General features: G+C 66.2%; 25 protein-coding genes. 19 read left to right on the forward strand and 6 right to left on the reverse strand.

Annotation, left to right across the window (positions count from 1 at the left end):
• The first annotated feature begins 11 nt into the window (after nt 1–11).
• The 3 genes from hisH (at nt 12) to WIX39_RS10045 (ending at nt 2,754) form a co-directional block, all read left to right on the forward strand.
• Nucleotides 12–668 (forward strand): imidazole glycerol phosphate synthase subunit HisH, encoded by a 657-nt coding sequence (gene hisH / locus WIX39_RS10035; protein WP_081266444.1) that lies wholly within the window; start codon nt 12–14, stop codon nt 666–668.
• Between the two features lie 153 nt (nt 669–821).
• The gene (gene hisA, locus WIX39_RS10040) at nt 822–1,562 is read left to right on the forward strand and encodes a 1-(5-phosphoribosyl)-5-[(5-phosphoribosylamino)methylideneamino]imidazole-4-carboxamide isomerase (RefSeq protein ID WP_106935539.1); all 741 of its coding nucleotides are present in this window, start codon (nt 822–824) and stop codon (nt 1,560–1,562) included.
• A gap of 19 nt (nt 1,563–1,581) precedes the next feature.
• The gene (locus WIX39_RS10045; RefSeq protein ID WP_409194994.1) at nt 1,582–2,754 is read left to right on the forward strand and encodes an AAA family ATPase; all 1,173 of its coding nucleotides are present in this window, start codon (nt 1,582–1,584) and stop codon (nt 2,752–2,754) included.
• Nucleotides 2,755–2,775: 21 nt separating this feature from the next.
• Here the strand turns inward: WIX39_RS10045 and WIX39_RS10050 are convergent, their stop codons facing one another.
• Together WIX39_RS10050 and WIX39_RS10055 are read right to left on the reverse strand one after the other, a co-directional pair.
• Nucleotides 2,776–3,663: an amino acid ABC transporter substrate-binding protein gene (locus tag WIX39_RS10050; RefSeq protein ID WP_409194995.1), complete on the reverse strand. Its 888-nt coding sequence runs from the start codon at nt 3,661–3,663 to the stop codon at nt 2,776–2,778.
• An 11-nt stretch (nt 3,664–3,674) separates the two neighbouring features.
• The gene (locus WIX39_RS10055) at nt 3,675–4,982 is read right to left on the reverse strand and encodes a dicarboxylate/amino acid:cation symporter (RefSeq protein ID WP_081266440.1); all 1,308 of its coding nucleotides are present in this window, start codon (nt 4,980–4,982) and stop codon (nt 3,675–3,677) included.
• 133 nt (nt 4,983–5,115) lie between these two features.
• Here WIX39_RS10055 and WIX39_RS10060 point away from each other — a divergent pair, with 133 nt between their 5' ends.
• The 9 genes from WIX39_RS10060 (at nt 5,116) to tatC (ending at nt 9,981) form a co-directional block, all read left to right on the forward strand.
• Nucleotides 5,116–5,949: a D-hexose-6-phosphate mutarotase gene (locus WIX39_RS10060; protein ID WP_409194996.1), complete on the forward strand. Its 834-nt coding sequence runs from the start codon at nt 5,116–5,118 to the stop codon at nt 5,947–5,949.
• Nucleotides 5,950–5,968: 19 nt separating this feature from the next.
• Nucleotides 5,969–6,748, forward strand: a complete 780-nt coding sequence (gene hisF / locus WIX39_RS10065; RefSeq protein WP_081266438.1) for an imidazole glycerol phosphate synthase subunit HisF — start codon at nt 5,969–5,971, stop codon at nt 6,746–6,748.
• A 38-nt stretch (nt 6,749–6,786) separates the two neighbouring features.
• Nucleotides 6,787–7,176 carry a phosphoribosyl-AMP cyclohydrolase gene (gene hisI, locus WIX39_RS10070; protein ID WP_081266437.1) on the forward strand — a complete coding sequence of 130 codons (390 nt, stop codon included), beginning with the start codon at nt 6,787–6,789 and terminating at the stop codon, nt 7,174–7,176.
• Nucleotides 7,173–7,577, forward strand: coding sequence for a phosphoribosyl-ATP diphosphatase (locus WIX39_RS10075; RefSeq protein WP_409194997.1), 405 nt, complete (start codon nt 7,173–7,175; stop codon nt 7,575–7,577). The genes hisI and WIX39_RS10075 overlap by 4 nt, the downstream gene beginning before the upstream one ends.
• Nucleotides 7,574–7,945, forward strand: a complete 372-nt coding sequence (locus tag WIX39_RS10080; RefSeq protein ID WP_081266435.1) for a DUF4870 family protein — start codon at nt 7,574–7,576, stop codon at nt 7,943–7,945. Before WIX39_RS10075 ends, WIX39_RS10080 begins: the two co-directional genes overlap by 4 nt.
• Before the next feature lie 2 nt (nt 7,946–7,947).
• Complete coding sequence (locus tag WIX39_RS10085; RefSeq protein ID WP_409194998.1) at nt 7,948–8,307, forward strand: histidine triad nucleotide-binding protein; 360 nt, start codon at nt 7,948–7,950, stop codon at nt 8,305–8,307.
• A gap of 65 nt (nt 8,308–8,372) precedes the next feature.
• Nucleotides 8,373–8,618 (forward strand): Sec-independent protein translocase subunit TatA, encoded by a 246-nt coding sequence (gene tatA, locus WIX39_RS10090; RefSeq protein WP_106935533.1) that lies wholly within the window; start codon nt 8,373–8,375, stop codon nt 8,616–8,618.
• A gap of 13 nt (nt 8,619–8,631) precedes the next feature.
• Entirely contained in the window at nt 8,632–9,102 is a 471-nt protein-coding gene (gene tatB / locus WIX39_RS10095) for a Sec-independent protein translocase protein TatB (RefSeq protein ID WP_081266432.1), read from the forward strand.
• Nucleotides 9,103–9,168: 66 nt separating this feature from the next.
• Nucleotides 9,169–9,981 (forward strand): twin-arginine translocase subunit TatC, encoded by an 813-nt coding sequence (gene tatC, locus WIX39_RS10100; protein ID WP_081266431.1) that lies wholly within the window; start codon nt 9,169–9,171, stop codon nt 9,979–9,981.
• A gap of 139 nt (nt 9,982–10,120) precedes the next feature.
• Here tatC and WIX39_RS10105 read toward each other — a convergent pair whose 3' ends face one another.
• Complete coding sequence (locus tag WIX39_RS10105; protein WP_081266430.1) at nt 10,121–11,275, reverse strand: S1C family serine protease; 1,155 nt, start codon at nt 11,273–11,275, stop codon at nt 10,121–10,123.
• A gap of 296 nt (nt 11,276–11,571) precedes the next feature.
• Here WIX39_RS10105 and WIX39_RS10110 point away from each other — a divergent pair, with 296 nt between their 5' ends.
• The 3 genes from WIX39_RS10110 to pdxA are packed head-to-tail and all read left to right on the forward strand — an operon-like array spanning nt 11,572 to nt 14,749.
• Nucleotides 11,572–12,933, forward strand: coding sequence for an MFS transporter (locus tag WIX39_RS10110; RefSeq protein WP_409194999.1), 1,362 nt, complete (start codon nt 11,572–11,574; stop codon nt 12,931–12,933).
• Nucleotides 12,930–13,703, forward strand: coding sequence for a Nif3-like dinuclear metal center hexameric protein (locus WIX39_RS10115; protein WP_081266428.1), 774 nt, complete (start codon nt 12,930–12,932; stop codon nt 13,701–13,703). The genes WIX39_RS10110 and WIX39_RS10115 overlap by 4 nt, the downstream gene beginning before the upstream one ends.
• 5 nt (nt 13,704–13,708) lie before the next feature.
• Entirely contained in the window at nt 13,709–14,749 is a 1,041-nt protein-coding gene (gene pdxA / locus WIX39_RS10120) for a 4-hydroxythreonine-4-phosphate dehydrogenase PdxA (RefSeq protein ID WP_409196336.1), read from the forward strand.
• Here pdxA and mscL read toward each other — a convergent pair.
• The 3 genes from mscL to WIX39_RS10135 all read right to left on the reverse strand — a co-directional run bounded on the left by mscL (nt 14,736) and on the right by WIX39_RS10135 (nt 19,980).
• Nucleotides 14,736–15,167, reverse strand: a complete 432-nt coding sequence (mscL, locus tag WIX39_RS10125; RefSeq protein WP_081266427.1) for a large conductance mechanosensitive channel protein MscL — start codon at nt 15,165–15,167, stop codon at nt 14,736–14,738. The genes pdxA and mscL overlap by 14 nt on opposite strands.
• Before the next feature lie 59 nt (nt 15,168–15,226).
• Nucleotides 15,227–17,716 carry a tetratricopeptide repeat protein gene (locus tag WIX39_RS10130; RefSeq protein WP_409195000.1) on the reverse strand — a complete coding sequence of 830 codons (2,490 nt, stop codon included), beginning with the start codon at nt 17,714–17,716 and terminating at the stop codon, nt 15,227–15,229.
• Between the two features lie 155 nt (nt 17,717–17,871).
• Entirely contained in the window at nt 17,872–19,980 is a 2,109-nt protein-coding gene (locus WIX39_RS10135; RefSeq protein WP_240204944.1) for a beta strand repeat-containing protein, read from the reverse strand.
• 669 nt (nt 19,981–20,649) lie between these two features.
• Here WIX39_RS10135 and WIX39_RS10140 point away from each other — a divergent pair.
• The 4 genes from WIX39_RS10140 to WIX39_RS10155 all read left to right on the forward strand — a co-directional run bounded on the left by WIX39_RS10140 (nt 20,650) and on the right by WIX39_RS10155 (nt 24,474).
• Nucleotides 20,650–21,405, forward strand: coding sequence for a response regulator transcription factor (locus WIX39_RS10140; RefSeq protein WP_234382803.1), 756 nt, complete (start codon nt 20,650–20,652; stop codon nt 21,403–21,405).
• A 190-nt stretch (nt 21,406–21,595) separates the two neighbouring features.
• Nucleotides 21,596–22,213, forward strand: coding sequence for a ubiquinol-cytochrome c reductase iron-sulfur subunit (gene petA / locus WIX39_RS10145; RefSeq protein ID WP_081266423.1), 618 nt, complete (start codon nt 21,596–21,598; stop codon nt 22,211–22,213).
• A gap of 14 nt (nt 22,214–22,227) precedes the next feature.
• Nucleotides 22,228–23,664, forward strand: coding sequence for a cytochrome b (locus WIX39_RS10150; RefSeq protein WP_106935527.1), 1,437 nt, complete (start codon nt 22,228–22,230; stop codon nt 23,662–23,664).
• A gap of 33 nt (nt 23,665–23,697) precedes the next feature.
• A complete protein-coding gene (locus WIX39_RS10155) occupies nt 23,698–24,474 on the forward strand; it encodes a cytochrome c1 (protein WP_106935526.1) in 777 nt (258 codons plus the stop codon).
• Nucleotides 24,475–24,499: the final 25 nt, after the last annotated feature.

Here is a 24,499-nt window from a genome sequence, read left to right on the forward strand (position 1 = left end):
GGCCATCAGCTATGAAATCTGTAGCAAATACCGTCGCCGTCGTCGACTACGGCATGGGCAACCTGCACTCCGTGTCGCAGGCCGTGCGCCATGCGGCCGACCAGGTGGGCGTGGAGGTGTTCGTCACCTCCGACCCCGACGTGGTACGCAAGGCCACCCGCGTGGTGCTGCCGGGGCAGGGCGCCATGCCCGACTGCATGCGCGAGCTGCGCGACTCCGGCCTGCAGGAATCGGTGCTCGAGGCGGCGGCCAGCAAGCCGCTGTTCGGCGTGTGCGTGGGCATGCAGATGATGCTGTCGCGCAGCGACGAGGGCCCGACCGACGGCCTCGGCCTCATACCGGGCGAGGTCGTCAAGTTCGACCTGGCCGGGCGGCTGCAGGCCGACGGCAGCCGCTTCAAGGTGCCGCAGATGGGCTGGAACCAAGTTCGCCAGGCCCGCCCGCATGCGGTGTGGGCGGGTATTCCCGACCTGAGCTACTTCTACTTCGTGCACAGCTTCTACGCCCGTCCGGCCGACGCCGTGCACAGCGTCGGCGAGGCCGACTACGGCGCGAGCTTTACCGCAGCCATTGCACGCGATAACATTTTTGCAACCCAGTTCCACCCGGAGAAGAGTGCGGACCACGGGCTTCAGCTCTACCGAAACTTCCTCCACTGGAATCCATGACATGTTGCTCGCCCCCAGGCTGTGCGGCACTTCGTGTCCGCTTCGCCAACCCCCTGCCGGGGGCGACACCAACGGCCCGGCCAAGCCGGTCCGTGGTGTCCTTGAAAAATTCCGCTCTCTTTTCTTGAACCCTCGCTCCTGCTGACCGGCACCATGCTCCTCATTCCCGCCATTGATCTCAAAGACGGCCACTGCGTTCGCCTCAAACAGGGCGACATGGACCAGTCCACCATCTTCAGCGAAGACCCCGCTGCCATGGCCCGCAAATGGGTCGAGGCCGGCGCGCGGCGGCTGCACCTGGTCGATCTGAACGGCGCCTTCGCGGGCAAGCCGCAGAACCACGCGGCGATCAAGGCGATCCTGAAAGAAGTGGGCGACGACATCCCGGTGCAGCTCGGCGGCGGCATCCGCGACCTCGACACCATCGAGCGCTACATCGACGACGGCCTGCGCTACGTGATCATCGGCACCGCCGCGGTCAAGAACCCGGGCTTCCTGAAAGATGCCTGCAGCGCCTTCGGCGGCCACATCATCGTGGGCCTGGACGCCAAGGACGGCAAGGTCGCCACCGACGGCTGGAGCAAGCTCACGGGCCACGAGGTGGCCGACCTGGGCAAGAAGTTCGAGGACTACGGCGTCGAGTCGATCATCTACACCGACATCGGCCGCGACGGCATGCTCTCGGGCATCAACATCGAGGCCACCGTCAAGCTGGCGCAGGCGCTGACCATTCCGGTGATCGCCTCTGGCGGCCTGTCGAACATGGCCGACATCGACAAGCTCTGCGCGGTCGAGTCCGATGGCGTCGAGGGCGTGATCTGCGGCCGCGCCATCTATTCGGGCGATCTCGACTTCGCCGCCGCGCAGGCCCGCGCGGACGAACTGGCCGCCTGACGCTTTCGCCGCGCAGCGCGTGCTTTCCGCGCTCGCCATCGCCAATTACCGCTCGCTGCGGCAACTGACGGTGCCGCTGGGCCGGCTCACGGTCGTGACCGGGGCCAACGGCAGCGGCAAGTCGAGCGTGTACCGGGCGATGCGGCTCTTGGCCGACATCGCCAACGGCGGGGTGATCCGCTCGCTGGTGCGCGAAGGCGGGCTGTCTTCCACGCTGTGGGCGGGGCCGGAGCGCTTCTCGGCCGCCATGCTGCGCGGGGAACTGCCGGTGCAGGGCACCACGAGCAGCGAGCCGGTCGCGCTCAAGCTCGGCTTTGCCGGCACCACGGCCGAAGACTTCGGCTACGCCATCGACATCGGCCTGCCGCCGCCGGTGCCGTCGACGGCCTTCTCGCACGACCCTGAAATCAAGCACGAGGCCATCTGGAGCGGCCCGCTGCTGCGGCTGTCGACGCAACTGGTCGACCGCAAGGGCGCGGCGCTGCGCCTGCGCGAAGGCAAGGGCTGGCAGGCCGTCGGCCGGCCGATCCCGGCCTTCGCCAGCATGATGACCGAGCACGCCGACCCGCGCGACGCGCCCGAGATGCTCACGCTGCGCGAGCAGATGCGCTCCTGGCGCTTCTACGACCACTTCCGCTCCGACGCCGAGGCACCCGCGCGCCAGCCGCAGCTGGGCACCCGCACGCCGGTGCTGGCCAACGACGGCGCCGACCTGGCCGCGGCGCTGCAGACCATCCGCGAGATCGGCGACGGCGAAGCGCTCGACCGCGCGGTGGAAGACGCTTTTCCGGGTGCCCGCGTGGAGGTGCGCGCCTCCGGCGACCGCTTCGAGACGCTGATGCATCAGCACGGCCTGCTCAGGCCCCTGACGGCCGCCGAACTGTCCGACGGCACGCTGCGCTACCTGCTGTGGATCGCGGCGCTGCTCACGCCGCGTCCGCCCGCGCTGCTGGTGCTCAACGAGCCCGAGACCAGCCTGCACCCCGACTTGCTTCCAGCCCTCGGCCGGCTCATCGCGCAGGCCGCGCGCGGCTCGCAGGTGATCGTGGTGTCGCACGCCGCGCGGCTGATTGCCGCGCTGGAGGAGAGCGACGGCGTGCAGCCGGTGGTGCTGGAGAAACGGTTCGGCGAGACGCGCATCGCCAACCTCGACATGAGCGAGATCCCGCGCTGGGAGTGGCCGGCCCGCTGACGGCGGCCGCCGGGCGAAGGCTTACTCGGCCTTCACCGACATCGTCTGGATGATCGTCTGCAGCTGCGCGCTCATCGGCAGGTCGATGCTTTCCCCGGTCGGCAGCTTGCGCAGGAACCAGCGCTTGTACTGCCGCTCGATCTCGCCGTCTTCCGCCAGCACCTGGAAGGCGTCGACGACGACCTTGTTCAGCTGCGGATCGTCCTTGCGGTACATGATCCCGTAGGGGTCGTAGGAGAGGAAGTCGCCGACCACCTCGTAGCTGGCCCTGGCGGCGTCCTGCGCGATCAGGCCGTAGAGCAGCACGTCGTCGGTCGCGAAGGCATCGGCCTGCCCGCTCTTCACGAGCCCGAACGATTCCGCATGGTCGCGCGCCACCAGCAGGTCGATGCCGAGCTTGAACTTGGCCGACAGGTCGCGCAGCGTCTTCTCGTTGGTGGTGCCGGCCGTCACCGCCACCTTCTTGCCGGCGAGGTCGCGGAACGACTTGATCGGCGAGCCCTTGCGCACCAGCACCTTGGTGCCGGAGACGAACATCGTCGGCGAGAAGCTCACCCGCTTCTGGCGTTCGAGGTTGTTGGTGGTCGAGCCGCACTCCAGGTCGACCTGGCCGTTCACGACCGCGTCGATGCGCGAATCAGAGGTGACGGGCACCCACTTGATGGCCAGGCTCTTGTCCACCGCGTCCTCGATGGCGCTCACCAGCGAGCGGCACAGCTCGATCGAATAGCCGATGGGTTCCTTGCGCGTGTTGAGGAACGAGAACGGCACCGACGACTCGCGGTAGCCGATGGCGATGGTGCCGCTGGCGCGCACCTTGGCCAGCGTGCCGGTGAGTTCCTGCGCCTGGGCGGCAACAGCCGCCGCGGCCAGCGCCACGGCCGCGAACAGCATGCCGATGCGTTTCATGGCGTAACGGCTCATGCGTGCGCCGGGTGGGCGAGGGTGGCGCTGGCCTCCTCGTCGAGCGCCTTGGCGTTGATCTCGGCGTCGCTCTCGGAGAGCAGTTCGCCTTCCCACTTGGCGACCACGGCCGTGGCGATGGAATTGCCCACCGCGTTGGTGGCCGAGCGGCCCATGTCGAGGAAGGTGTCCACGCCCAGGATCAGCAGCAGGCCTGCCTCCGGAATGTCGAAATGGTTCAGGGTGGCGGCAATCACCACCAGCGAGGCGCGCGGCACGCCCGCCATGCCCTTGGAGGTGAGCATCAGGATCAGCAGCATCGTGACCTGCGTGCTGATCGGCATGTGGATGTCGTAGGCCTGGGCGATGAACAGCACGGCGAAGGTGCAGTACATCATCGAGCCGTCGAGGTTGAACGAATAGCCCATCGGCATCACGAAGCTGGAGATCTTGCGCTTGACGCCGAAGCGGTCGAGCGCCTGCAGGATCTTCGGATAGGCCGCCTCGGAGCTCGCGGTGGCAAAGGACAGCAGGAAGGCTTCCTTGATGAGCACCAGCAGCTTGAACACCCGAGGGCCCAGGAACAGGAAGCCCGCCAGCGTCAGCACGCCCCACAGCACGAACAGGCCCAGGTAGAAGTCGCCCATGAACACCGCGAACTTCAGCAGGATGCCCAGCCCGTTCACCGCCACCGTGGCGGCCATGGCCGCCAGCACCGCGAGCGGCGCGAGCTTCATGACGTAGCCGGTGATCTTGAGCATGGCGTGCGACAGCTCCTCGATGGCCGCCACCAGCGTCTTTGCCTTGTCGCCCAGCGAGGCGAGCGCCACGCCGAAGAACATCGAGAACACCACGATCTGCAGGATCTCGTTGTTGGCCATGGCCTCGACGAAGGACTTGGGCACCGTGTGGCTCACGAAGTCCTTCAGCGTGAACTTGGAGGTCGCGAGGTTGGCCGAGGCGCCGATGTCGGGCAGCGGCAGGCCCAGGTTCTCGCCGGGCTTGAGCAGGTTGGCCATGACCAGGCCGATCACCAGCGAGACCAGCGACGCGGTCAGGAACCATCCGATGGCCTTGCCGAAGACGCGGCCGACCGACTTGGCGTCGCCCATGTGCGCGATGCCCACCACCAGCGTGGAAAACACCAGCGGCCCGATCAGCATCTTGATGAGGCGCAGGAACACGTCCGAGACGATGGAGACGTAGTCGGCAATTTCCTTCGCGGCCTTCTTGTCCGGAAAGCTCGTGAAGATCATGTAGCCCACGAGGATACCGAGCACCATGGCGATCAGGATCCAGGCAGCCATCGGCAGCTTCTTTTTCATGCGTATCCCCTTTTGTCGTGTATGAGTATTTCTTCGGCCACAGGGTATCGAAGAAGCCCCATGGCACGCAATGGCTCCAGGGGCCCAATTCCATGCGGCGGCCTTGCGGCTGGTGCTGCCTACAATTCCTTGCATGGAAATCAGCTCGATCGAGTTTCGCGGCCAGCCCGCCGTATGCGCCCGTGGCGCCGACGGCAGCAGCCTCACCGTGGCGCTGCACGGCGCGCAAGTGCTCTCCTGGATCACGGCCGACGGGGTGGAAAGGCTTTACCTGAGCCCGCGCGCCATATTCGACGGGCAGGCGGCCATCCGCGGCGGCGTGCCGATATGTTGCCCGCAATTCAACCAGCGCGGCATGCTGCCCAAGCATGGTTTCATGCGCAACCTGCCTTGGGAAACCCAGGCCACCGACACACCTGACACTCTCAGGCTGACATTGCGCGACAGCGAAGCCACCCGCAAGCTCTGGCCGCACGCTTTCGAGGCACGGCTCGAAGCCACCCTGGCCGCCGGCAAGCTGCGCCTGGCGCTCACGCTGTTCAACACTGACCATGCACCCTGGACCTTCGCCGCGGCGCTGCACACCTACCTGCGGGTCGACGACATCGCCCAGGTGCGCCTCGAAGGGCTGCAGGGGGCCAACCGCTGGGATTCGCTGCGCGACGACCGCCATGTGGAAACCGCGCCGGCGTTGCATTTCGACGCCGAATTCGACAGCGTGTATGCCGCGCCGCTCAAGCCGCTGCGGCTGGTGCAGCCCGCCGGCACGCTCGAAATCTCTCAAAGCGCCAGTTGCACCGAAACCGTGGTCTGGAATCCCGGTGCCGTGCTGGGTGCGAAACTCGCCGACATGCCCGAAGACGGCTTTCGCCACATGCTCTGCGTCGAGGCTGCCCGCATCGACGAGCCGGTGCTGCTGGCACCCGGCGCCCAATGGCAGGGCTGGCAACAGCTTTGCGTTTCCTGATTCTTTTCCGGTTCACCCCATGCTTGCCAAACGCATCATTCCCTGCCTCGACGTCACCGGCGGCCGTGTCGTCAAGGGCGTCAACTTCCTCGAACTGCGCGACGCCGGCGATCCGGTCGAGATCGCGGCGCGCTACAACGCGCAGGGCGCCGACGAGCTGACCTTCCTGGACATCACCGCCACCAGCGACGGCCGCGACCTGATCCTGCCGATCATCGAGGCCGTGGCTTCGCAGGTCTTCATTCCCCTGACCGTGGGCGGCGGCGTTCGCACCGTGGCCGACGTGCGCCGGCTGCTCAACGCGGGCGCCGACAAGACCAGCTTCAATTCGGCCGCCATCGCCGACCCGAACGTGATCGACGCCGCCTCGCAGAAATACGGCTCGCAGTGCATCGTGGTGGCCATCGATGCCAAGCGACGCACGCCGGAAGAAGCCGCCACGCGCGGCGCCGGCTGGGACGTCTACAGCCACGGCGGGCGCAAGAACACCGGCCTCGACGCCGTCGAGTGGGCCGCCGAGATGGTCCGCCGGGGCGCCGGCGAGATCCTGCTGACCAGCATGGACCGCGACGGCACCAAGAGCGGCTTCGACCTGGCGCTGACCCGTGCGGTGAGCGACGCGGTCGGCGTGCCGGTCATCGCCTCCGGCGGCGTGGGCAGCCTGGACGACCTGGCGGACGGCATCCAGAACGGCGGCGCCGACGCGGTGCTGGCCGCCAGCATCTTCCACTACGGCGAATTCACGGTCGGACAGGCCAAGGCCCGCATGGCGGAGCGCGGAATCCCCGTGCGCAGCTGAGCTTTTGAGGGTCTTTTTCTATCCCCGACAATATCTCCATGAATTGGCTCGATGAAGTGAAGTGGGACGCGAACGGCCTGGTGCCAGTCATCGCGCAGGAACAGGGCAGCAACGACGTCCTGATGTTCGCGTGGATGAACCGCGAAGCGCTCGAAAAGACCGCCGAACTGGGCCGCGCGGTGTATTTCAGCCGTTCGCGCAACAAGCTGTGGTTCAAGGGCGAGGAATCGGGCCATGTGCAGACCGTGCACGAGATCCGCCTCGACTGCGACAACGACGTGGTGCTGCTCAAGGTCACCCAGCTCGGCCACGAGCCCGGCATCGCCTGCCACACCGGCCGCCACAGCTGCTTCTTCAGCAAGTACGAAAACGGCAACTGGACCGTGGTCGAACCCGTATTGAAAGACCCGGAGTCGATCTACAAATGACGGCTACCGTGAGCAACGACAACACCTCCGACGCCCTGGCCCGGCTGGCCGCCGTCATCGAGACGCGCCTTCCCGCCCGCGGCGGCGACCCCGAGAAAAGCTATGTCGCGCGCCTGCTGCACAAGGGCCCCGACGCCTTCCTCAAGAAGATCGGCGAGGAAGCCACCGAGGTCGTGATGGCCGCCAAGGACGCCGACCATGGCGGCGATCGCTCGAAAATAGTGAACGAAGTGGCCGACCTTTGGTTCCACACCATGGTGGCGCTGGCGCACTACGGTTTTTCGCCGGCCGACGTGGTCGCGGAGCTGGAGCGCCGCGAGGGAACCAGCGGCATCGAGGAAAAAGCCCTGCGCAAGGTGCAGCAGCGCAGCATCGAAGAAAAACGCGGGGTCCCCGAATGAACGACATCACGACCATCGACGACTTCTCCTCGGGCAAGACGCCCGAGCAGCTCGAGAGCCTGCGCCAGATCACGCTGGCGGTCTACGTGCTGTATGCGCTGTCGTGGTTCACCGGTGGCCTCACGGGCATCGTGGGCATCGTGCTGAACTACATCAAGCGCGAGGACGCCGCGGGCACGCTCTACCAGAGCCATTTCACCTGGCAGATCCGCACCTTCTGGTGGGGGCTGTGCTGGTCCATCCTGGGGTTCATCACCATCTGGATCCTGGTCGGTTTCCCCATCCTCTTCGCCACCGCCGTGTGGATGATCTATCGGCTGGTCAAGGGCTGGCTGAACTGGAGCGAACGCAAGCCCATGGCTGTCTGAACATGTCACACGACCCCAACTGCATCTTCTGCAAAATCATCGAGGGCAAGATTCCCTCGCGCAAGGTCTACGAAGACGAAGACCTGTTCGGCTTCCACGACATCGCGCCCTGGGCGCCCGTGCACTTCATGCTGGTGCCCAGGAAGCACATCGCCTCCATGGCCCAGCTGACGCCCGACGACGCTGCCCTCATGGGCAAGATCATGACCCTGGCCCCCAGGCTGGCGCTGGAGCAGGGCTGCAAGCCCTATCCGGAAGGCGGCTTCCGGGTCGTGGTCAACACGGGCGCCGAGGGTGGGCAGGAAGTTCACCATCTCCATGTCCATGTCATGGGCGGTCCCCGGCCATGGCTTCGCGGCTGAGCCGCATTAAGCCAAACTGTCACATTACGCCCGACTAAAATCGGACACATTCTTAGGAGTCTTCCATGGGTTCTTTTTCCATCTGGCACTGGCTGATCGTGCTGCTCGTCGTGGTCATGATCTTCGGCACCAAGAAGCTGCGGAACATGGGTTCCGACCTTGGTGGCGCCGTCAAGGGCTTCAAGGACGGCATGAAGGACGGCAGTTCGTCCGATGCCGCCGCCCCGTCGGCCCCGGCCCAGCAAGTGACCGGCCAGCCGGCCAACGGCGACAAGTCGACGATCGACGTCGAAGCGCGCCAGAAGTCCTGAGCACGGTCCGCACGTGCTCGACCTCGGCATTGAGAAGCTGGCGCTGATCGGCGTCGTGGCGCTGATCGTCATCGGCCCGGAGAAGCTGCCGCGCGTGGCCCGCACCGTCGGCACCTTGCTAGGCAAGGCGCAGCGCTACGTCAACGACGTCAAGGCCGAAGTCAACCGCTCGATGGAGTTGGACGAACTGCGCAAGATGAAGACCACCGTGGAGGATGCGGCGCGCGACGTCGAGCACAGCATCCACACCGGTGCGAGCGACTTCGAAAAGCAGTTCTCCGGATCGGGCGAAACCCTCTCGGCGCTGGCCGAACCCGAGCCGCCACCGCCGCCGGAGTACAAGCACCCGCGCAAGAACTGGCGCCTGAAGCAGGGCGCCACGCCGCAGTGGTACAAGGCGCGCAACGGCGTGCGCACCAAGGCGCTGTCGGGCGCGGCGCGCGTTGCGCGCTTCCGTCCGCACACGATCAACAAGATCAACTAGCGCATCCACAACACCGCGTTCTGAGCGCGCCGCACGCCGGCCGACGTCACGCTATCTTCTTTTCCAATGGCCGATTCCGACAACAAGAACATAGACAAAGAAGACGAGCTGGCGGGCACCGAGCAGCCGTTCGTGGCGCATCTGGTCGAGCTTCGCGACCGCCTGCTCTACTGTGTCTACGGGCTCGTGGTCGCCGGCATCCTGCTGGCCATCTGGCCGGGCCCCGGCGGGCTGATCGACCTGATCGCCATGCCGATCAAGGCCCACATGCCGCACGACGCGAAGCTCATCGCCATCGGCGTGTTCTCGCCGTTCTTCGTGCCGCTCAAGGTGCTGATGATGGCGGCCGTGCTGCTGGCGCTGCCCTGGCTCATGTACCAGGCGTGGATGTTCGTGGCGCCGGGCCTCTACAGCCACGAAAAGAAGTTCGCGCTGCCGCTGATCTTCTTCGGCAGCCTGCTGGCCTACGCCGGCATCGCGTTCGTGCAGCTCTTCGTGCTGGACAAGATGTTCAGCTTCATCCAGCGCTTCGCGCCCGCGGCGGTGCAGGCGACACCCGACATTTCCTCCTACGTGGAGGCCATTCTTTCGCTCTACATCGCGTTCGGCGTCGCCTTCCAGGTGCCGATCGTCGTGATGCTGCTGGTGCGCTTCGAGATGGTCACCATCGAGAAGCTCAAGTCCTTCCGCGGCTACTTCATCGTGGTGGCCTTCGTGGTGGCCGCGGTGCTTACGCCCCCCGACGTGGTGTCGCAGCTGGCCCTGGCGGTGCCCATGTGCCTGCTGTATGAAGTCGGCATCATCGGCGCCAAGTATTTCGCCAGCAGCGGCAAGAAGCAGGAAGACGAAGAAAGCGCCGACTCCGCATCATCCAGCTGATTCCCTGAATGGGATCGCCGCAGGCGATCCCAAAGCCCGGAACACCGAGGAACCGGCTCAGCCGGGCCTCAGGTGTTGCCCCCGGTAGGGGGAAGGCGAAGCGGACACGAAGTGCCGCGCAGCCTGGGGGCGAGCCTATCTACTCATTCGGCACTTGCCGCACCGGGCTCTTCGGCCGCAGGCCCGGCGTCACGTCCAGTTCCATCTTGTCGCTGCCGCGCTGCAGCGCGAAGCGCGAGGTGCTGCCCGGCTTCAGGCCGGCCACCGCGGTCAGCAGCGCCTGCACGTTGTCCGTCTTCTTTTCGCCCACCGACGTGATCACGTCGCCCGGGCGGATGCCGGCCTTGGCCGCGGGGCCGTTCTGCAGCACGCCGGTGATGATCACGCCCGAGTCGGCCTTCACGCCGAAGGTCTCGGCCAGCTCGGGCGAGAGGTCGCTCGGCTCCACGCCGATCCAGCCGCGGCGCACCTGGCCTTCCTTGACGATGCCCTCGAGCACGATCTTGGCCATCGACACCGGAATCGCGAAGCCGATGCCCATGCTGCCGCCCGAGCGCGAGTAGATCGCCGTATTGATGCCCTGCAGGTTGCCGTTGACGTCGATCAGCGCGCCGCCCGAGTTGCCGGGGTTGATGGCCGCGTCGGTCTGGATGAAGTTCTCGAAATTGTTGATGCCGAGCTGGTTGCGGCCCAGCGCCGAGACGATGCCGCTGGTCACGGTCTGGCCCACGCCGAAGGGGTTGCCGATGGCCAGCACCTGGTCGCCCACCTGCAGTGCGTCGGAGTCGCCCAGCACGATCACCGGCAGCTTGTCGAGCTCGATCTTCAGCACGGCCAGGTCGGTGTCGGGGTCGGTGCCGATCACCTTGCCGCGCGCGTGGCGGCTGTCGTTGAGCGTCACCTCGATCTCGTCGGCGCCTTCGACCACGTGGTTGTTGGTGAGGATGTAGCCGTCGGTGCTGACGATCACGCCGCTGCCCAGGCCCACCTGGGGCTGGTCGTCCTGGTCGCCGAAGAAGAAGCGGAACCACGGATCGTTGCTGCGCGGATGGCGCTGGGCCGCCTTGCTGGTGTTGATGCTCACCACCGCCGGCGACGCCTTCTTGGCCGGCGCGGCCAGGCTGCCGGGCGCTGCGATGGCGGCGCTGCCCGTGGGCGCCTGCACGACCGACACCACGCCGCCCAGCGAGGTCGAGCGCTTGTTGAGCCATTCGGGCTTGAGCGTCGCGACGACGAAGTACGCTGCGAGCAGGACGGTCACGGCTTGGGCAAAAAGCAGCCAGGTACGTTTCATGAAGACTTGATGGAAAGACGTTCGAAGAGCGCCATTCCAGGCGCGGCACTGCCTGCGATTGTCCCTCAACGGCACGGCCCATAAACCGCGCCGGGCGGTCGAGATTGGGGCCGGCGGGCTGCGGGAATCCGGGATAACCCCTAGCATTCCGCGTCGGTTCCGATCCGGACCGTGTTTTCCAGGCCTCCCGCGCTGCCCACCCGGCGGATGCGGCCAGGCGTTTCGTCGGCGCGCCGCCTCCCGTTCCCACCCGGTCTAGCGGACCGGTGCGCGCAGCAACGATTTCTCCGTCAGCCATGACCCCAGAAGCAACCCTCCCGGACGGCGCGCAGCCGGCGCCGGCCCGCACGCTCGACTCGAGCGACTACAAGACCCTGGCCCTGTCCGCCCTCGGCGGCACGCTGGAGTTCTACGACTTCGTCATCTACGTCTTCTTCGCCACCGTGCTGGGGGCGCTGTTCTTCCCGGTGGACATGCCCGACTGGCTGCGGCAGCTGCAGACCTTCGGCATCTTCGCGGCCGGCTATCTGGCGCGCCCGGTGGGCGGCATCGTCATAGCGCATTTCGGCGACATCTTCGGCCGCAAGCGCATGTTCACGCTGTCGATCTTCCTGATGGCGGCGCCCACGCTGGTGATCGGCCTGCTGCCGACCTACGCGAGCATCGGCGTGGCGGCGCCCCTGCTGCTGTTGCTGATGCGCGTGCTGCAGGGCGCGGCCATCGGCGGCGAAATGCCGGGCGCCTGGGTGTTCGTGGGCGAGCATGTGCCGGCAAGGCGCTACGGCTTCGGCATCGGCATGCTGACCTCGGGCATCACCGGCGGCATCCTGCTGGGCTCGCTGATCGCGGTGGCCATCAACCGCCACTATTCGCCCGACCAGGTGAGCGACTTCGCCTGGCGCATTCCGTTCGTCCTGGGCGGGGTGTTCGGGCTGGTGTCGGTGTACCTGCGCCGCTTCCTGCACGAGACGCCGGTGTTCAAGGAACTGGCCGGCCGCCGCAGCGTGGCGCGCGAACTGCCGCTGCGCACGGTGCTGCGCGAGCACCGGCTGGCCTGCGTCTACGTGGCGCTGCTGACCTGGGTGCTGTCGGCCGCCATCGTGGTGGTGGTGCTCTACACGCCCACCTACCTGCAGAAGGTGCACCACATCCCGGCCGCGTTGTCGCTCGAGGCCAATGCGCTCGCCACGCTGACCCTGACGCTGGGCTGCATGCTCGCGGGCTGGGCCAGCGACCGCGTCGGCACCCGCACCGTGATGCTCGTCGGCTGGGGCGGCCTGTTCGCCACGGCCTATCTGTTCTACACGGGCCTGCCCGGCACGCCGGCCACGCTGTTCTGGCACTACGGGCTGGTCGGCCTGTTCGTGGGCACCATCGCCACGGTGCCGATCGCGGGCGTGCGCGCATTTCCGGCGCCGGTGCGGTTCACCGGCCTTTCGTTCGCCTACAACATGTCCTATGCGGTGTTCGGCGGGCTCACGCCGGTGATCCTCACGCTCTGGCTGCAGCACGACGCCATGGCGCCGGCGCACTACGTGGCGGTGCTGGCGGCGCTGGGCTTCCTGCTTGCGTTCCTGCCGCTTGCCGTGCGCGGCCATGCCATGCGCGACGGCGCGGCGCCCGCGGGGCGCGCGGGGCGCGCGACAATGTCGCGATGAGCACCACCCGCCACGAACTGCTTCACGCATTCGACCTGCTGCTCGCCCCCGGGCGCTTCAAGGATTACGGACCCAACGGCCTGCAGGTCGAGGGGCGCACCGTGGTCCGCAAGATCGTCTCGGGCGTGACTGCCAGCCGCGCGCTGATCGAAGCCGCCATCCGCGCCGAAGCCGACGCCATCTTCGTCCACCACGGCCTGTTCTGGCGCGGCCAGAGCGGCTGCGTCACCGGCTGGATGAAGCAGCGGCTGAGCCTGCTGCTCGGCCACGACATCAACCTGTTCGCCTACCACCTGCCGCTCGATGCGCACCCGGAGCTCGGCAACAACGCGCAGCTCGGCCTGCAATTGGGGCTCGTCGCGCATCCCGGCGCCACCGGGCGCTTCGGCGAACAGGAGTTGGGTTTCCTGGGCACGCGCGAAAACGCAGAGGGCTTTGCCGATGCCAAGGCGCTCGCGGCCCACGTGGAGGGCGTGCTGAAGCGGCCCGTCACGCTGCTCGATACGGCGCAGCGTCCCATCAAGACCGTCGCCTGGTGCACGGGCGGCGCCCAGGGCTACTTCGAGGCCGCCATCGCGGCCGGTGCCGACGCCTTCATCACCGGCGAGATCTCCGAGCCGCAGGCCCACTACGCGCGCGAGATGGGCGTGGCCTTCCTGGCCTGCGGGCACCACGCCACCGAGCGCTATGGCGCGCAGGCGGTGGCCGGGCACGTGGCCGCGCAACTCGGGCTGGTGCACGAGTTCATCGACATCGACAACCCGGCATGAGCGCAGTGAACGGCCCCATCGCCATCACCCTGGGCGACCCCGCGGGCATCGGCCCGGAGATCATCGCCAAGGCGTTTCGCGAGGCACCCGATGCCACGCGCGGCACTTTCATTGCGGGCGACGTTGGCACGATGCGCCAGGCCTCGCAGGCGCTGGCCGCACCGGGCGAGCCGGCTTGGCCGGTGCTCGAGATCGGCTCGGTCGCCGAGGCGGCCGCCGTGCCGCCGCGCTGCATTCCGGTGCTGCAGGTGATCGCGCCGCCTTCGGGCGTCCAGATCGGCCGGGTCAGTGCCGAGGCCGGGCGCGTGGCGGGAGAATGCGTGGTGTGGGCCGCGCGGGCGGCATTGCGCGGCGAGGTCGCCGCCATCGTGACCGCGCCGCTGCACAAGGAGGCGCTGTCCGCCGCCGGCTTTCCGTATCCCGGCCATACCGAGTTGCTGCAGGCCGAGGCCGCCGCGCACCTGGGCCGCACCGTGGCCGACGTGCCGGTGCGCATGATGCTGGCCAACGACGAGCTGCGCACCGTGCTCGTCAGCATCCACGTGTCGCTGCGACAGGCCATCGAGGCTGTTTGCTTCGAGGGCGTGCTCGAAACGCTGCGCATCACGCACCGGGCGCTGACGCATGCGCTGGGCCGCGTGCCGCGCATCGGCGTGGCGGGCCTCAATCCGCATGCGGGCGAAGGCGGGCTGTTCGGTTCGGAGGAGCGCGAGGTCATCGTGCCGGCCATCGAGGCTGCGCGCGCCGAAGGCATCGACGCCCACGGGCCCTATGCGCCCGACACCGTGTTCATGCGCGCGCGCGCCAAGGGCGGCGTGCCGTCCAGCGGCGAATTCGACGTGGTGATTGCGATGTACCACGACCAGGGCCTGATCCCGGTCAAGTACCTGGGCGTGGAGAAGGGCGTGAACGTGACGCTCGGGCTGCCGCTGGTGCGCACCAGCCCCGATCACGGCACCGCGTTCGACATCGCGGGCACGGGGCAGGCCGATGCGTCCAGCCTCATCGAGGCATTGCGCATGGCCCGAGCCCTCAGGGGCGTTTGAGGCTGTCGCGGATCTCGCGCAGCAGAATCACGTCTTCAGGGGTTGCGGGCGCGGCGGCCGGTGCCGGCTCTTCGCTGCGCTTCAGGCGGTTGATCTGCTTGACCATCATGAAAATGATGAAGGCCAGGATCACGAAGTTGACCGCGATGGTGATGAAGTTGCCATAGGCCAGCACGGGAACGCCGGCTTTCTTCAGGTCGGCCAGCGTGTTCGCCACGCCGGCCGGCGCGGTGCCCAGCACCACGTAGAGGTTGGAGAAGTCGAGCTTCCCGAACACCAGGCCCACCAGCGGCATGATGATGTCGGCCACGAGCGAATCGACGATCTTGCCGAACGCGCCGCCGATGATCACGCCGACCGCGAGGTCGATCACGTTGCCCTTGACGGCAAATTCCTTGAATTCACTGAGGATGCTCATGATTCAAAAGGCTGCTGGAGCTCTGCTGTTGAAGGAGAGCCGAGTATGCCCGCGATTGCTCACTTCTCCAGCGGGCGCGGCGCAACGTCGACGTGCGCGGCAGGCAACCCTTCACGGTTGCGCGCGGCAATCTGCCTGAAGCCGTCCTCGAGGTGCCGCACGAAGCGCGGCGTGTCGAAATAGCCGCGCCGCGCTTCCTTGGCCGCCGCCAGCCGCGCACGCAGCGCCGCGAGTTCGCCGGGGTGCGTGGCGTAGTGGACCGCCTTGTCCACGTATTCCGCATGGTTCGTCGCCACCAGCTCCGGCAGGCCGATGGCGCCCAGCAGGCTGCCTGCCATGCGCGACACCATCGTCGAGCCCGTGAGCGCCAGCAGCGGCACGCCCGACCACAGCACGTCGTTCGCGGTGGCGCCGCTGCTGTAGGGGAAGGTGTCGATGAACAGGTCGGCCAGGCCGATGCGCGCCAGGTGCTGGTCGACCGGCATGCGCGGCGACACGATGAGGCGCTCGGCCGCGAGGCCGGCCTTTTCCCAGTGCGCGCGCAAGTTCTGCTCGAAGCCGTTGGGACCCTGCGCGAGCCAGAGCACCGAGCCCGGGATGCCCTCCACGATGCGAACCCACGCGTCGAATGTCTCGGGCTGGATCTTGAAGGACTGCGAGAAATTGCACAGCACGAATGCGTCTTCCGGCAGGCCGTGCGCCGCGCGCGTGGCCTTGTGCGGATTGACGGGGCGCTTCGTGTCGATCACCTGGAAGGTCTCGGGCAGGCGCAGCAGCTTCTCGGTGTAGCAGTCTTCCGTGCCTTGCGGCGAAAGAAAGTTGTCCGACACCAGGTAGTCGTAGTTGGTCGAGCCGCTGGTGCCCATGTAGCCGAGCCACATGAGCTGGGCGGGGGCCGTGTGGTAGGCCATGACCTGCGGCTTGGCGCCGCGCGTGTCGCCCGAGAGGTCGATCAGGATGTCGATCTCGTCCTCGCGGATGCGCTCGGCCATCTGCTGGATCGACTGGCCGTGCATGTCGACGAAATGCTCCGCCGACGCCGCGATGCGCGCGCGCGCCGGGTGGCCGTCGTCGGGGCCGTAGGAGTACACGAAGATCTCGAAATCCTTGCGGTCGTGCAGCCCGTAGAGCTCGGCCGTCAGGTGCGCCACCGGGTGGTTGCGGAAGTCGAAGGAGTAGTAGCCCACGCGGATGCGCGGCGACGTGCGGCGCGCGCCGGCGTCGGCGAAGGGCTTGATGGCCGAGGCCTTCTGGGCCACCGTGGCGGAGCGCCGGGTCCAGTGCATCAGCCGGCGGGCGTCGTCGTAGTTCGACATCAGGATGAAGGACGACACCGCCTGGTCGTTGGCCGGGTTGTCCAGGTGCGAGGCAATGCGCGCGCGCAGTTCGGGCACGCCGTCCCAGTGTGCGATGTGCGCCTTTTCTCCGAGCATCCATACCATGGCGGGCATGAAGGCCGGGTCGTCACGCAGGCATTGCTCGAACTCGGCGATCGCCGCCTCCGACTGGCCGGCCATCACGTATGTCACGCCGAGGTTGCAACGTGCGAGCACCTGGCGCGGGTGCGCCTCCAGCGCCTTCCTGAGCACTTCGATGGCCTTGTCGTAGTCGCCGAGGCGGAAGTTCACCGTGCCCAGGTTGTTCAGCAGCAGTTCGTTCTCGGGCAGGCTTTCGAGCGCCAGCTTGTAGAGCTCGGCCGATTCGTCGAAGCGCATCGACGCGCCTTCCAGCGTGCCGCAAACGCCATAGAGCGCCGCGATGCCCTCGGGGTCCGACAGCACCTTGTGCCGGTCTTCGGCGGACCAGTTGCGCATGGCGTGCTGCATCGGCGCAATGGCTTCGTCGGCGCGGCCGCCGTCGAGCAGCGCCCTGGCCAGCAGGTACGACGCCTCGAAGTCCAGCGGGTCGGCGGCGGCCTGTGCGAGCGAATCCAGCGCGCCGGACCAGTCTTTTTGATGCGCGCGGATCTTGCCGATGTTCTTGTGCGCGGTGGCGTATTTCGGGTCGAGCTTCAGCGCCTGCATGAACTGCCCGAGCGCCTCGTCGAAGCGGTTCTGCTCCATGTCGATCGCGCCGGCGTTGTTCCATGCGGCAGGCGCCAGCGGTGCGAGCCGCGTGGCCTGCGACGCGGCGTCTCGCGCCTGGCGGAACTTCTTCTGCTGGCGATAGACCGCCGACAGGTTCACGTAGGCCTCGGGGTAGTGGGGCAGCGCCTTGATCGCGCGGCTCAGGTCCTGCTGCGCCTCGGCCAGCAGGCCCAGGTGCATGAAGATGGTTGCGCGCGTGTTGAAGTAGAACGGGTGTTGCGACTGCGCGATGGCGCGGTTCACGTAGTTCAGTGCCAGCCGGGGGCGGCCCTGGCGGTACAGCGCCTCGCCCGTGAGGTGCAGCGCGTCGGCATGGCCCGGCACGCGGGCGAGCAAGTCGTCATAGACCTGCAGGGCTTCAGCGAAACGGCCTGTGCGATGCAGCGTCAGGCCCTGCTCCAGGAGGCGGCCGGCATCTTCCGCGGACAGGGTGGGCGAAGGGGCGAGTGCAGATGAGTTCATGAGGCCGTGGAAGGAACGGGTCAGGAGGTCAGCCGGGACGCGCCGACCTCGATGCAGATGCGAAAAAGCCGGCTCCCCAGTATAGGGGCCGGCTTTCTTTTTTCATGGCTGGCGCGGGGCAAGCGGACGCCATGCCGCCGCCGCGCCAGGCGCGCTTACCAGGACCAGGAAGCGCCCACGCCGCCGCCGATCTTGCCGCTCTGGCCGGTGCCGACGTTCACCTTGATCTGCGACGACTCGCCGAGGCGGAAGCTGACCGCCGCCGCGATGGCCGAGCGACCGTCGTAGGAGCCGACGCCGACCCCCACGCCGAACTGCTTGCCGGCCTCCAGCGCAGGCACCGAGGCCGCCGCCAAGGCGATCGCGGCACCGGTGCTGCCGGTCTTGCGCGCGTCCTGCGTCTCGGCCCGCACCTGGTTCAGCTGCTGCATGTTCGCAGCGTCCGTGGGCAGGATGCCGGGCGCCACGTTCTGCACGCGGCCGTTCGCGACCACGCCGTTGCCCGCCGTGACCGTGCCGCCGGCCGTCACGTTGCCCGTCACGTTGACCGTGCCCGCGTTCAACGTCGTGACGTTGCCCGTCACCGCGTTGATCGTGGTGATGTTGCCGGTCTGCGTGTTGAGCACCGTGATGTTGCCGTTGGCCGCGGTGATCGTCTGGAAGTTGCCGTTGGTGGCGTTGACCGTGCCCGCATTCACCGTGCTTGCGTTCACCGTCGTGGCGCTCATCGAGTTGGCGGTCAGTGCGTTGACGGTGGCGCTGGCAGCCGACAGGTTGGTCGTGCTGACGTTGGTGGCGTTCAACGTGTTGATCGTGCCGTTGCTGGCCGTGAGGTTCACCGTGCCCACGCTGGTTGCGTGCACGGTGCCGGCGGTGATGCTGGCGGAGCTGAGCGTGTTGATGGTGCCGTTGCTGGCCGTGAGGTTGGTGGTGCCGACGCTGGTCGCGTTGACGGTACCGGCGGTGATGCTGGCGGAGCTGAGCGTGTTGATGGTGCCGTTGCTGGCCGTGAGGTTCACTGTGCCGACGCTGGTTGCGTTGACGGTACCGGCAGTGATGCTGGTGGAGCTGAGCGTGTTGATGGTGCCGTTGCTGGCCGTGAGGTTCACTGTGCCCACGCTGGTTGCGTTGACGGTACCGGCAGTGATGCTGGTGGAACTCAGGGTGTTGATCGTGCCGTTGCTGGCAGTCAGGTCAACGGTGCCAACGCTGGTGGCGCTGACGGTGCCGGCGGTGATGCTGGCGGAACTGAGCGTGTTGATGGTGCCGTTGCTGGCAGTCAGGTCGACGGTACCAACGCTGGTGGCGTTGACGGTGCCGGCGGTGATGCTGGCCGAGCTGAGCGTGTTGATGGTGCCGTTGCTGGCAGTCAGGTCGACGGTGCCAACGCTGGTGGCGCTGACGGTGCCGGCGGTGATGCTGGCGGAACTGAGCGTGTTGATGGTGCCGTTGCTGGCAGTCAGGTCGACGGTACCAACGCTGGTGGCGTTGACGGTGCCGGCGGTGATGCTGGCCGAGCTGAGCGTGTTGATGGTGCCGTTGCTGGCAGTCAGGTCGACGGTGCCAACGCTGGCGGCGTTGACGGTACCAGCGGTGATGCTTGCGGAACTCAGCGTATTGATGGTGCCGTTGCTCGCGGTCAGATCGGCTGTGCCGACGCTGGTGGCGTTGACGGTACCAGCGGTGATGCTGGCAGAGCTCAGCGTGTTGATGGTGCCGTTGCTTGCTGTCAGGTCGACAGCGCTGACGCTGGTGGCGTTGACGGTACCAGCGGTGATGCTTGCGGAGCTCAACGTGTTGATGGTGCCGTTGCTTGCGGTCAGGTCGACAGCGCTGACGCTGGTGGCGTTGGCGGTTCCAGCGGTGATGCTCGCGGAGCTCAGCGTGTTGATGGTGCCGTTGCTTGCGGTCAGGTCGACAGCGCTGACGCTGGTGGCGTTGACGGTACCGGCGGTGATGCTGGCGGAACTCAGCGTGCTGATGGTACCGGTGCTTGCAGTGACGCTACCCGCACTGACACTGCCTGCGGAGACGGTGCCAGCAGTAATGCTGCCAGCGCTCAGCGTAGGCGTGGTGATGCCGGCTCCGGCGCTCAGTACGCCGCTGTTGTTGCTGGTGATATTGAGGAGGCCGTTGCCCGGCGGGTCGACAACCACGGATGCGTTGCCGATCGTGACCTGAGCATGCGCCACAGGCAACGTCATCACATAACCAGCCCCCACCAGCACGGACGCAAGAAGGCGGCTGACACCTGCTTTGCGCATGATGGATGAGGAGCGAACAGCAGAGCGCTTGGATGTAGTCATTTGGACCTTTTTTCCTTGATGTATCGATGGCAACTTCCGGCCTTCCACTGCGCTTGGCGCGTGAAAGCAGGGGCGGGTTTCATTGCGTTACCCGGTGCAACCGATGCTAGGAATCGAGGTACTTGCTGAACATCACCGGGATCCGTAGTTCTGCGGTCCCGCGAGCGCTGCGATGCGTGTTCGAAAAAAAGTGGCGATGCCCGCAAAGCCAGTGCCCATGCGGCTTCGCGGGCATCACATAAATCCGTGGGCAATGCGCCGACATGCGAAGTCGAGCGTGTTTCGTGTTGCGCGGTGCTACGTAACGCGCGCTCAAAACGCCACGTAACAACTGCGTGAAAACGGCCTTTTCGAGGCCCTCCCAGGACCGCGTTCGACGACCTGTCCGCGCCATTTTTTCCAATGAAATCAAAGTACTACAGGCAGTGGCATGCCTGTTCGCACGGTGCTGTCCCGCGCAGGCATCGTTCCTGCGACATCTGAAACGAAAGACAACATTTCGAAGCTACCCGTGGGTAGCAATCAGCCAGAGGGATGTCGCGTGGTCAATCTGTTTTCGAGCTTTGCCAATGCATACATGGACACGGTTTTCCGTGTCGCCAGGGGAGTGCGGTCATGGAAATGAATATGAGTGTCCGTAGCCAGTCCGTGCGGCCGCTGTCTTCGGTCGCGCAGATGTATGGCGGTGTCTTCCATGCGGCGTTGATCGTGGCCGACGATCTCGCCGTCGCCGATCGCATGCGGCGCATCCTGGCCGAGCTCGCGCCGCGCCGCCGCATCGTGGTGGCGTCGAGCCGCGCCGAAGCCTGCAACCTGCTGGCTGCTCTTCCTTATGACCTCGCGCTGGTCGACATGCGGCTGCCATCGAAGGACGGCATCTCGCTGCTGCACCATGTGCGCCAGAACTACCCGGGCATCGAAAGCGTAGGCATGTCGGACACCGACGATCAGGAACTGGTGGGCGCCGCCATTGCCGCGGGCGCCATCGGCTATCTGCTGACCGAGGTGGACGACATCGAACTCGCATACCTGCTGCGTTCGGTGGAACGCGGCGGCGCGCCGATGGACTCGCGCATTGCAAGGCGCATCCTGGGTTCGATCGCCGCGTCCGCCAAGGCGCGCACGATCGAGCCGATCCGCGTGCAGGAGCAGCGGGAAGAGGCGCCAGCGGCCGAGAAGCTGCCGCGCGCCTTGCTGTCGCCGAGGGAACTGAAGGTGCTGCGGCTGATCGCACAGGGCTGGAGCAATCGCCAGATCGCCGATGCGGTCTACCTGTCGGTCAACACCATCGAGTTTCATGCCAAGAGCATCTATCGCAAGCTGTCCGTGAAGTCCCGAACCCAGGCGGTTCATGAAGCGATGCAGCACGGGCTGCTGAACTGACGACAGCATCGGCGACGGCACTCGTCGCCATTCGGCGCACCACCTCGAACGGGCCTCTGTGCTCGCCGGCAGGCGGGCAGGGGGTAATACGCCCGTTGAATTCTCCCCCAGCGCCCCGCTACAATCTCCGGTTGACCCTGTTCAAGCCAAGGGTTGGCCCTGCTCCAGCGAAGAAGACAAGAGGATCCCCATGAGTGACATGACCTCCGGCTCGCCCCGGATCGACACAGGCAAACGTACCTGGCTGATCGCGTCCAGTTGTGCCGGCGTGGTGGGTGGCGTGGCAACCGCCATACCCTTTGTGAGCACTTTCCAGCCTTCGGAGAAGGCAAAAGCCGCCGGCGCAGCGGTAGAGGTCGACATCGCGGGCCTCAAGGTCGGCGAGAAGATCACCGTCGAGTGGCGAGGCAAGCCGGTCTGGATCCTCAAGCGCACCCCCGAGCAGGTCGCGGAACTCCCCAAGCTGGACGGGCAGCTCGCCGACCCCCTTTCCAAGCGCCACCCCGACGAATTCACCCCCAAGTACGCACAGAACGAGCACCGTTCGATCAAGCCCGAAGTGCTGGTCGTGGTCGGCATCTGCACGCACCTGGGCTGCTCCCCGAGCGACCGCTTCCAGGCCGGCCCGCAGCCCTCGCTGCCCGCCGACTGGGAAGGCGGCTTCCTCTGCCCCTGCCACGGTTCCACTTTCGACCTGGCCGGCCGAGTCTTCAAGAACAAGCCCGCGCCCGACAACCTGCCGGTGCCGCCGCACATGTACCTGTCGGACACCAAGCTCCTGATCGGTGAAGACTCCAAGAAGGCCTGAGGCGGAAGAAGAACATGGCTGAATTCCACGAGATTTCCCCCAACGCACCAACCGGCGAGAAGCTGCTGAACTGGGTCGACAACCGGTTCCCGCTCAGCAAGCTCTGGAACGACCAGTGGGGCAAGTACTACGCGCCGAAGAACTTCAACTTCTGGTACATCTTCGGCTCGCTGGCCATGCTGGTGCTGGTGATCCAGATCGTCACCGGCATCTTCCTCGTGATGCACTACAAGCCCGACGCGGCCCAGGCGTTCGCATCGGTCGAGTACATCATGCGCGACGTGCCGTGGGGCTGGCTCATCCGCTACATCCACTCGACGGGCGCCTCGGCGTTCTTCATCGTGGTGTACCTGCACATGTTCCGCGGCCTCATGTACGGCAGCTACCGCAAGCCGCGCGAGCTGATCTGGGTGTTCGGCTGCGCGATCTTCCTGTGCCTGATGGCCGAAGCATTCATGGGCTACCTGCTGCCCTGGGGCCAGATGTCCTACTGGGGCGCCCAGGTGATCGTGAACCTGTTCGCCGCCATCCCGTTCATCGGCCCCGACCTGGCCCTGCTGATCCGCGGCGACTACGTGGTGAGCGACGCCACGCTGAACCGCTTCTTCAGCTTCCACGTGATCGCCGTGCCGCTGGTGCTGCTGGGCCTCGTGGTGGCCCACTTGATCGCGCTGCACGAAGTGGGTTCGAACAACCCCGACGGCATCGAGATCAAGGCCAAGCGCGGCCCTGACGGCCATCCGCTCGACGGCATTCCGTCGCACCCGTACTACACGGTGCACGACATCTTCGGCGTGGTGGTGTTCCTCACGATCTTCTCGGCCGTGATCTTCTTCGCGCCCGAAGCCGGCGGGTACTTCCTCGAGTACAACAACTTCATTCCGGCCGATTCGCTGAAGACGCCGAACCACATCGCGCCGGTGTGGTACTTCACGCCGTTCTATTCGATGCTGCGCGCAACCACCGACGATATGGTCAACGTGTTCTCGCTGATCATCGCCGCGGGCGCCATCCTGAACTTCGTCAAGGGCAAGTCGGGCACGGCCTTCAAGGTGGCGCTCGTCGTGGTGGCCGCCGTGGTCATCTTCCTGCTCAAGTCCTTCGACGCCAAGTTCTGGGGCGTGGTCGTGATGGGCGGCTCCGTCATCATCCTGTTCTTCCTGCCGTGGCTGGACCACAGCGAAGTCAGGTCGATCCGCTACCGTCCGAGCTGGCACAAGTATGTGTACGGCGCCTTCGTCTTCTTCTTCCTGATCCTCGGCTACCTGGGCATCCAGCCGCCGGGCGTCTGGGGCAACCTGGTCATCGGGTCGTTCGCGCTCGACATTGCGCAGACCGTCTCGCAGATCGGCACGCTGGTCTACTTCGGCTTCTTCCTGCTGATGCCGTGGTGGAGCCGCAAGGGCGAGTTCAAGACCGTGCCCGAGCGCGTGGTCTTCGCCGCCCATTGAGACATGCTGCCCAAGAGAGCTGAGAGAAACACGATGAAGAAGAAAAGCATTTCCGGCTGGCTCGCGGTCCTGGGTCTGGCGCTGGGCCTGACCTTCTCCGCTGCCGCGTCGGCCGAGTCCGAAGGCATCGCCTGGGACAAGGCCAACACCAAGACCAACGACATGGCCGCGCTGCAGAACGGCGCCAAGCTGTTCGTCAACTACTGCCTGAACTGCCACTCGGCAGCGTTCATGCGCTACAACCGCCTGCAGGACATCGGCATCACCGAGCAGCAGATCAAGGACAACCTTCTGTTCACGACCGACAAGGTCGGCGAGACCATGAAGGCGAACATCGATCCGCGACAGGCCAAGGAATGGTTCGGCACCACGCCGCCCGACCTCACGCTCGTCGCACGTTCGCGCGCCGGCCACGGCGGCACGGGTGCCGATTACCTCTACACGTATCTGCGCACCTACTACCGCGACGACACCAAAGCCACCGGCTGGAACAATCTTGCGTTCCCCAGCGTCGCCATGCCGAACCCCCTGTGGGAGCTGCAAGGCGAACGCCGCCCGGTCTACACCAAGGTCGAACAGCACGGCCACGAAACCGAAGTGTTCAAGGGCTGGGAGCAAGTCACTCCCGGCACCCTGACACCCGTGCAGTACGACAATGCCGTCGGCGACCTGGTGAGTTACCTGCAATGGATGGCCGAACCGGCACAGAACACCCGCATCCGCATCGGCGTGTGGGTGCTGCTGTTCCTGGCCATGTCGGTGGTTTTTGTGTGGCGACTGAACGCCTCGTACTGGAAAGACGTCAAGTAGTTCCGTCCACGCCGACCGAGCGCCA

The organism is Variovorax sp. AB1(2024) (assembly GCF_037482385.2).
GTDB lineage: Bacteria > Pseudomonadota > Gammaproteobacteria > Burkholderiales > Burkholderiaceae_C > Variovorax.

Excerpts from the sequence above, each read along its gene's own strand:
- hisH (WP_081266444.1), top strand. The coding sequence starts at position 12 with ATGAAATCTGTAGCAAATACCGTCGCCGTCGTCGACTACGGCATGGGC.
- hisA (WP_106935539.1), top strand. The coding sequence starts at position 822 with ATGCTCCTCATTCCCGCCATTGATCTCAAAGACGGCCACTGCGTTCGC.
- WIX39_RS10050 (WP_409194995.1), bottom strand. The coding sequence starts at position 3,663 with ATGAAACGCATCGGCATGCTGTTCGCGGCCGTGGCGCTGGCCGCGGCG.
- WIX39_RS10055 (WP_081266440.1), bottom strand. The coding sequence starts at position 4,982 with ATGAAAAAGAAGCTGCCGATGGCTGCCTGGATCCTGATCGCCATGGTG.
- WIX39_RS10060 (WP_409194996.1), top strand. The coding sequence starts at position 5,116 with ATGGAAATCAGCTCGATCGAGTTTCGCGGCCAGCCCGCCGTATGCGCC.
- hisF (WP_081266438.1), top strand. The coding sequence starts at position 5,969 with ATGCTTGCCAAACGCATCATTCCCTGCCTCGACGTCACCGGCGGCCGT.
- hisI (WP_081266437.1), top strand. The coding sequence starts at position 6,787 with ATGAATTGGCTCGATGAAGTGAAGTGGGACGCGAACGGCCTGGTGCCA.
- WIX39_RS10075 (WP_409194997.1), top strand. The coding sequence starts at position 7,173 with ATGACGGCTACCGTGAGCAACGACAACACCTCCGACGCCCTGGCCCGG.
- WIX39_RS10080 (WP_081266435.1), top strand. The coding sequence starts at position 7,574 with ATGAACGACATCACGACCATCGACGACTTCTCCTCGGGCAAGACGCCC.
- WIX39_RS10085 (WP_409194998.1), top strand. The coding sequence starts at position 7,948 with ATGTCACACGACCCCAACTGCATCTTCTGCAAAATCATCGAGGGCAAG.
- tatA (WP_106935533.1), top strand. The coding sequence starts at position 8,373 with ATGGGTTCTTTTTCCATCTGGCACTGGCTGATCGTGCTGCTCGTCGTG.
- tatC (WP_081266431.1), top strand. The coding sequence starts at position 9,169 with ATGGCCGATTCCGACAACAAGAACATAGACAAAGAAGACGAGCTGGCG.
- WIX39_RS10105 (WP_081266430.1), bottom strand. The coding sequence starts at position 11,275 with ATGAAACGTACCTGGCTGCTTTTTGCCCAAGCCGTGACCGTCCTGCTC.
- WIX39_RS10110 (WP_409194999.1), top strand. The coding sequence starts at position 11,572 with ATGACCCCAGAAGCAACCCTCCCGGACGGCGCGCAGCCGGCGCCGGCC.
- WIX39_RS10115 (WP_081266428.1), top strand. The coding sequence starts at position 12,930 with ATGAGCACCACCCGCCACGAACTGCTTCACGCATTCGACCTGCTGCTC.
- mscL (WP_081266427.1), bottom strand. The coding sequence starts at position 15,167 with ATGAGCATCCTCAGTGAATTCAAGGAATTTGCCGTCAAGGGCAACGTG.
- WIX39_RS10130 (WP_409195000.1), bottom strand. The coding sequence starts at position 17,716 with ATGAACTCATCTGCACTCGCCCCTTCGCCCACCCTGTCCGCGGAAGAT.
- WIX39_RS10135 (WP_240204944.1), bottom strand. The coding sequence starts at position 19,980 with ATGCGCAAAGCAGGTGTCAGCCGCCTTCTTGCGTCCGTGCTGGTGGGG.
- WIX39_RS10140 (WP_234382803.1), top strand. The coding sequence starts at position 20,650 with ATGAGTGTCCGTAGCCAGTCCGTGCGGCCGCTGTCTTCGGTCGCGCAG.
- petA (WP_081266423.1), top strand. The coding sequence starts at position 21,596 with ATGAGTGACATGACCTCCGGCTCGCCCCGGATCGACACAGGCAAACGT.
- WIX39_RS10150 (WP_106935527.1), top strand. The coding sequence starts at position 22,228 with ATGGCTGAATTCCACGAGATTTCCCCCAACGCACCAACCGGCGAGAAG.
- WIX39_RS10155 (WP_106935526.1), top strand. The coding sequence starts at position 23,698 with ATGAAGAAGAAAAGCATTTCCGGCTGGCTCGCGGTCCTGGGTCTGGCG.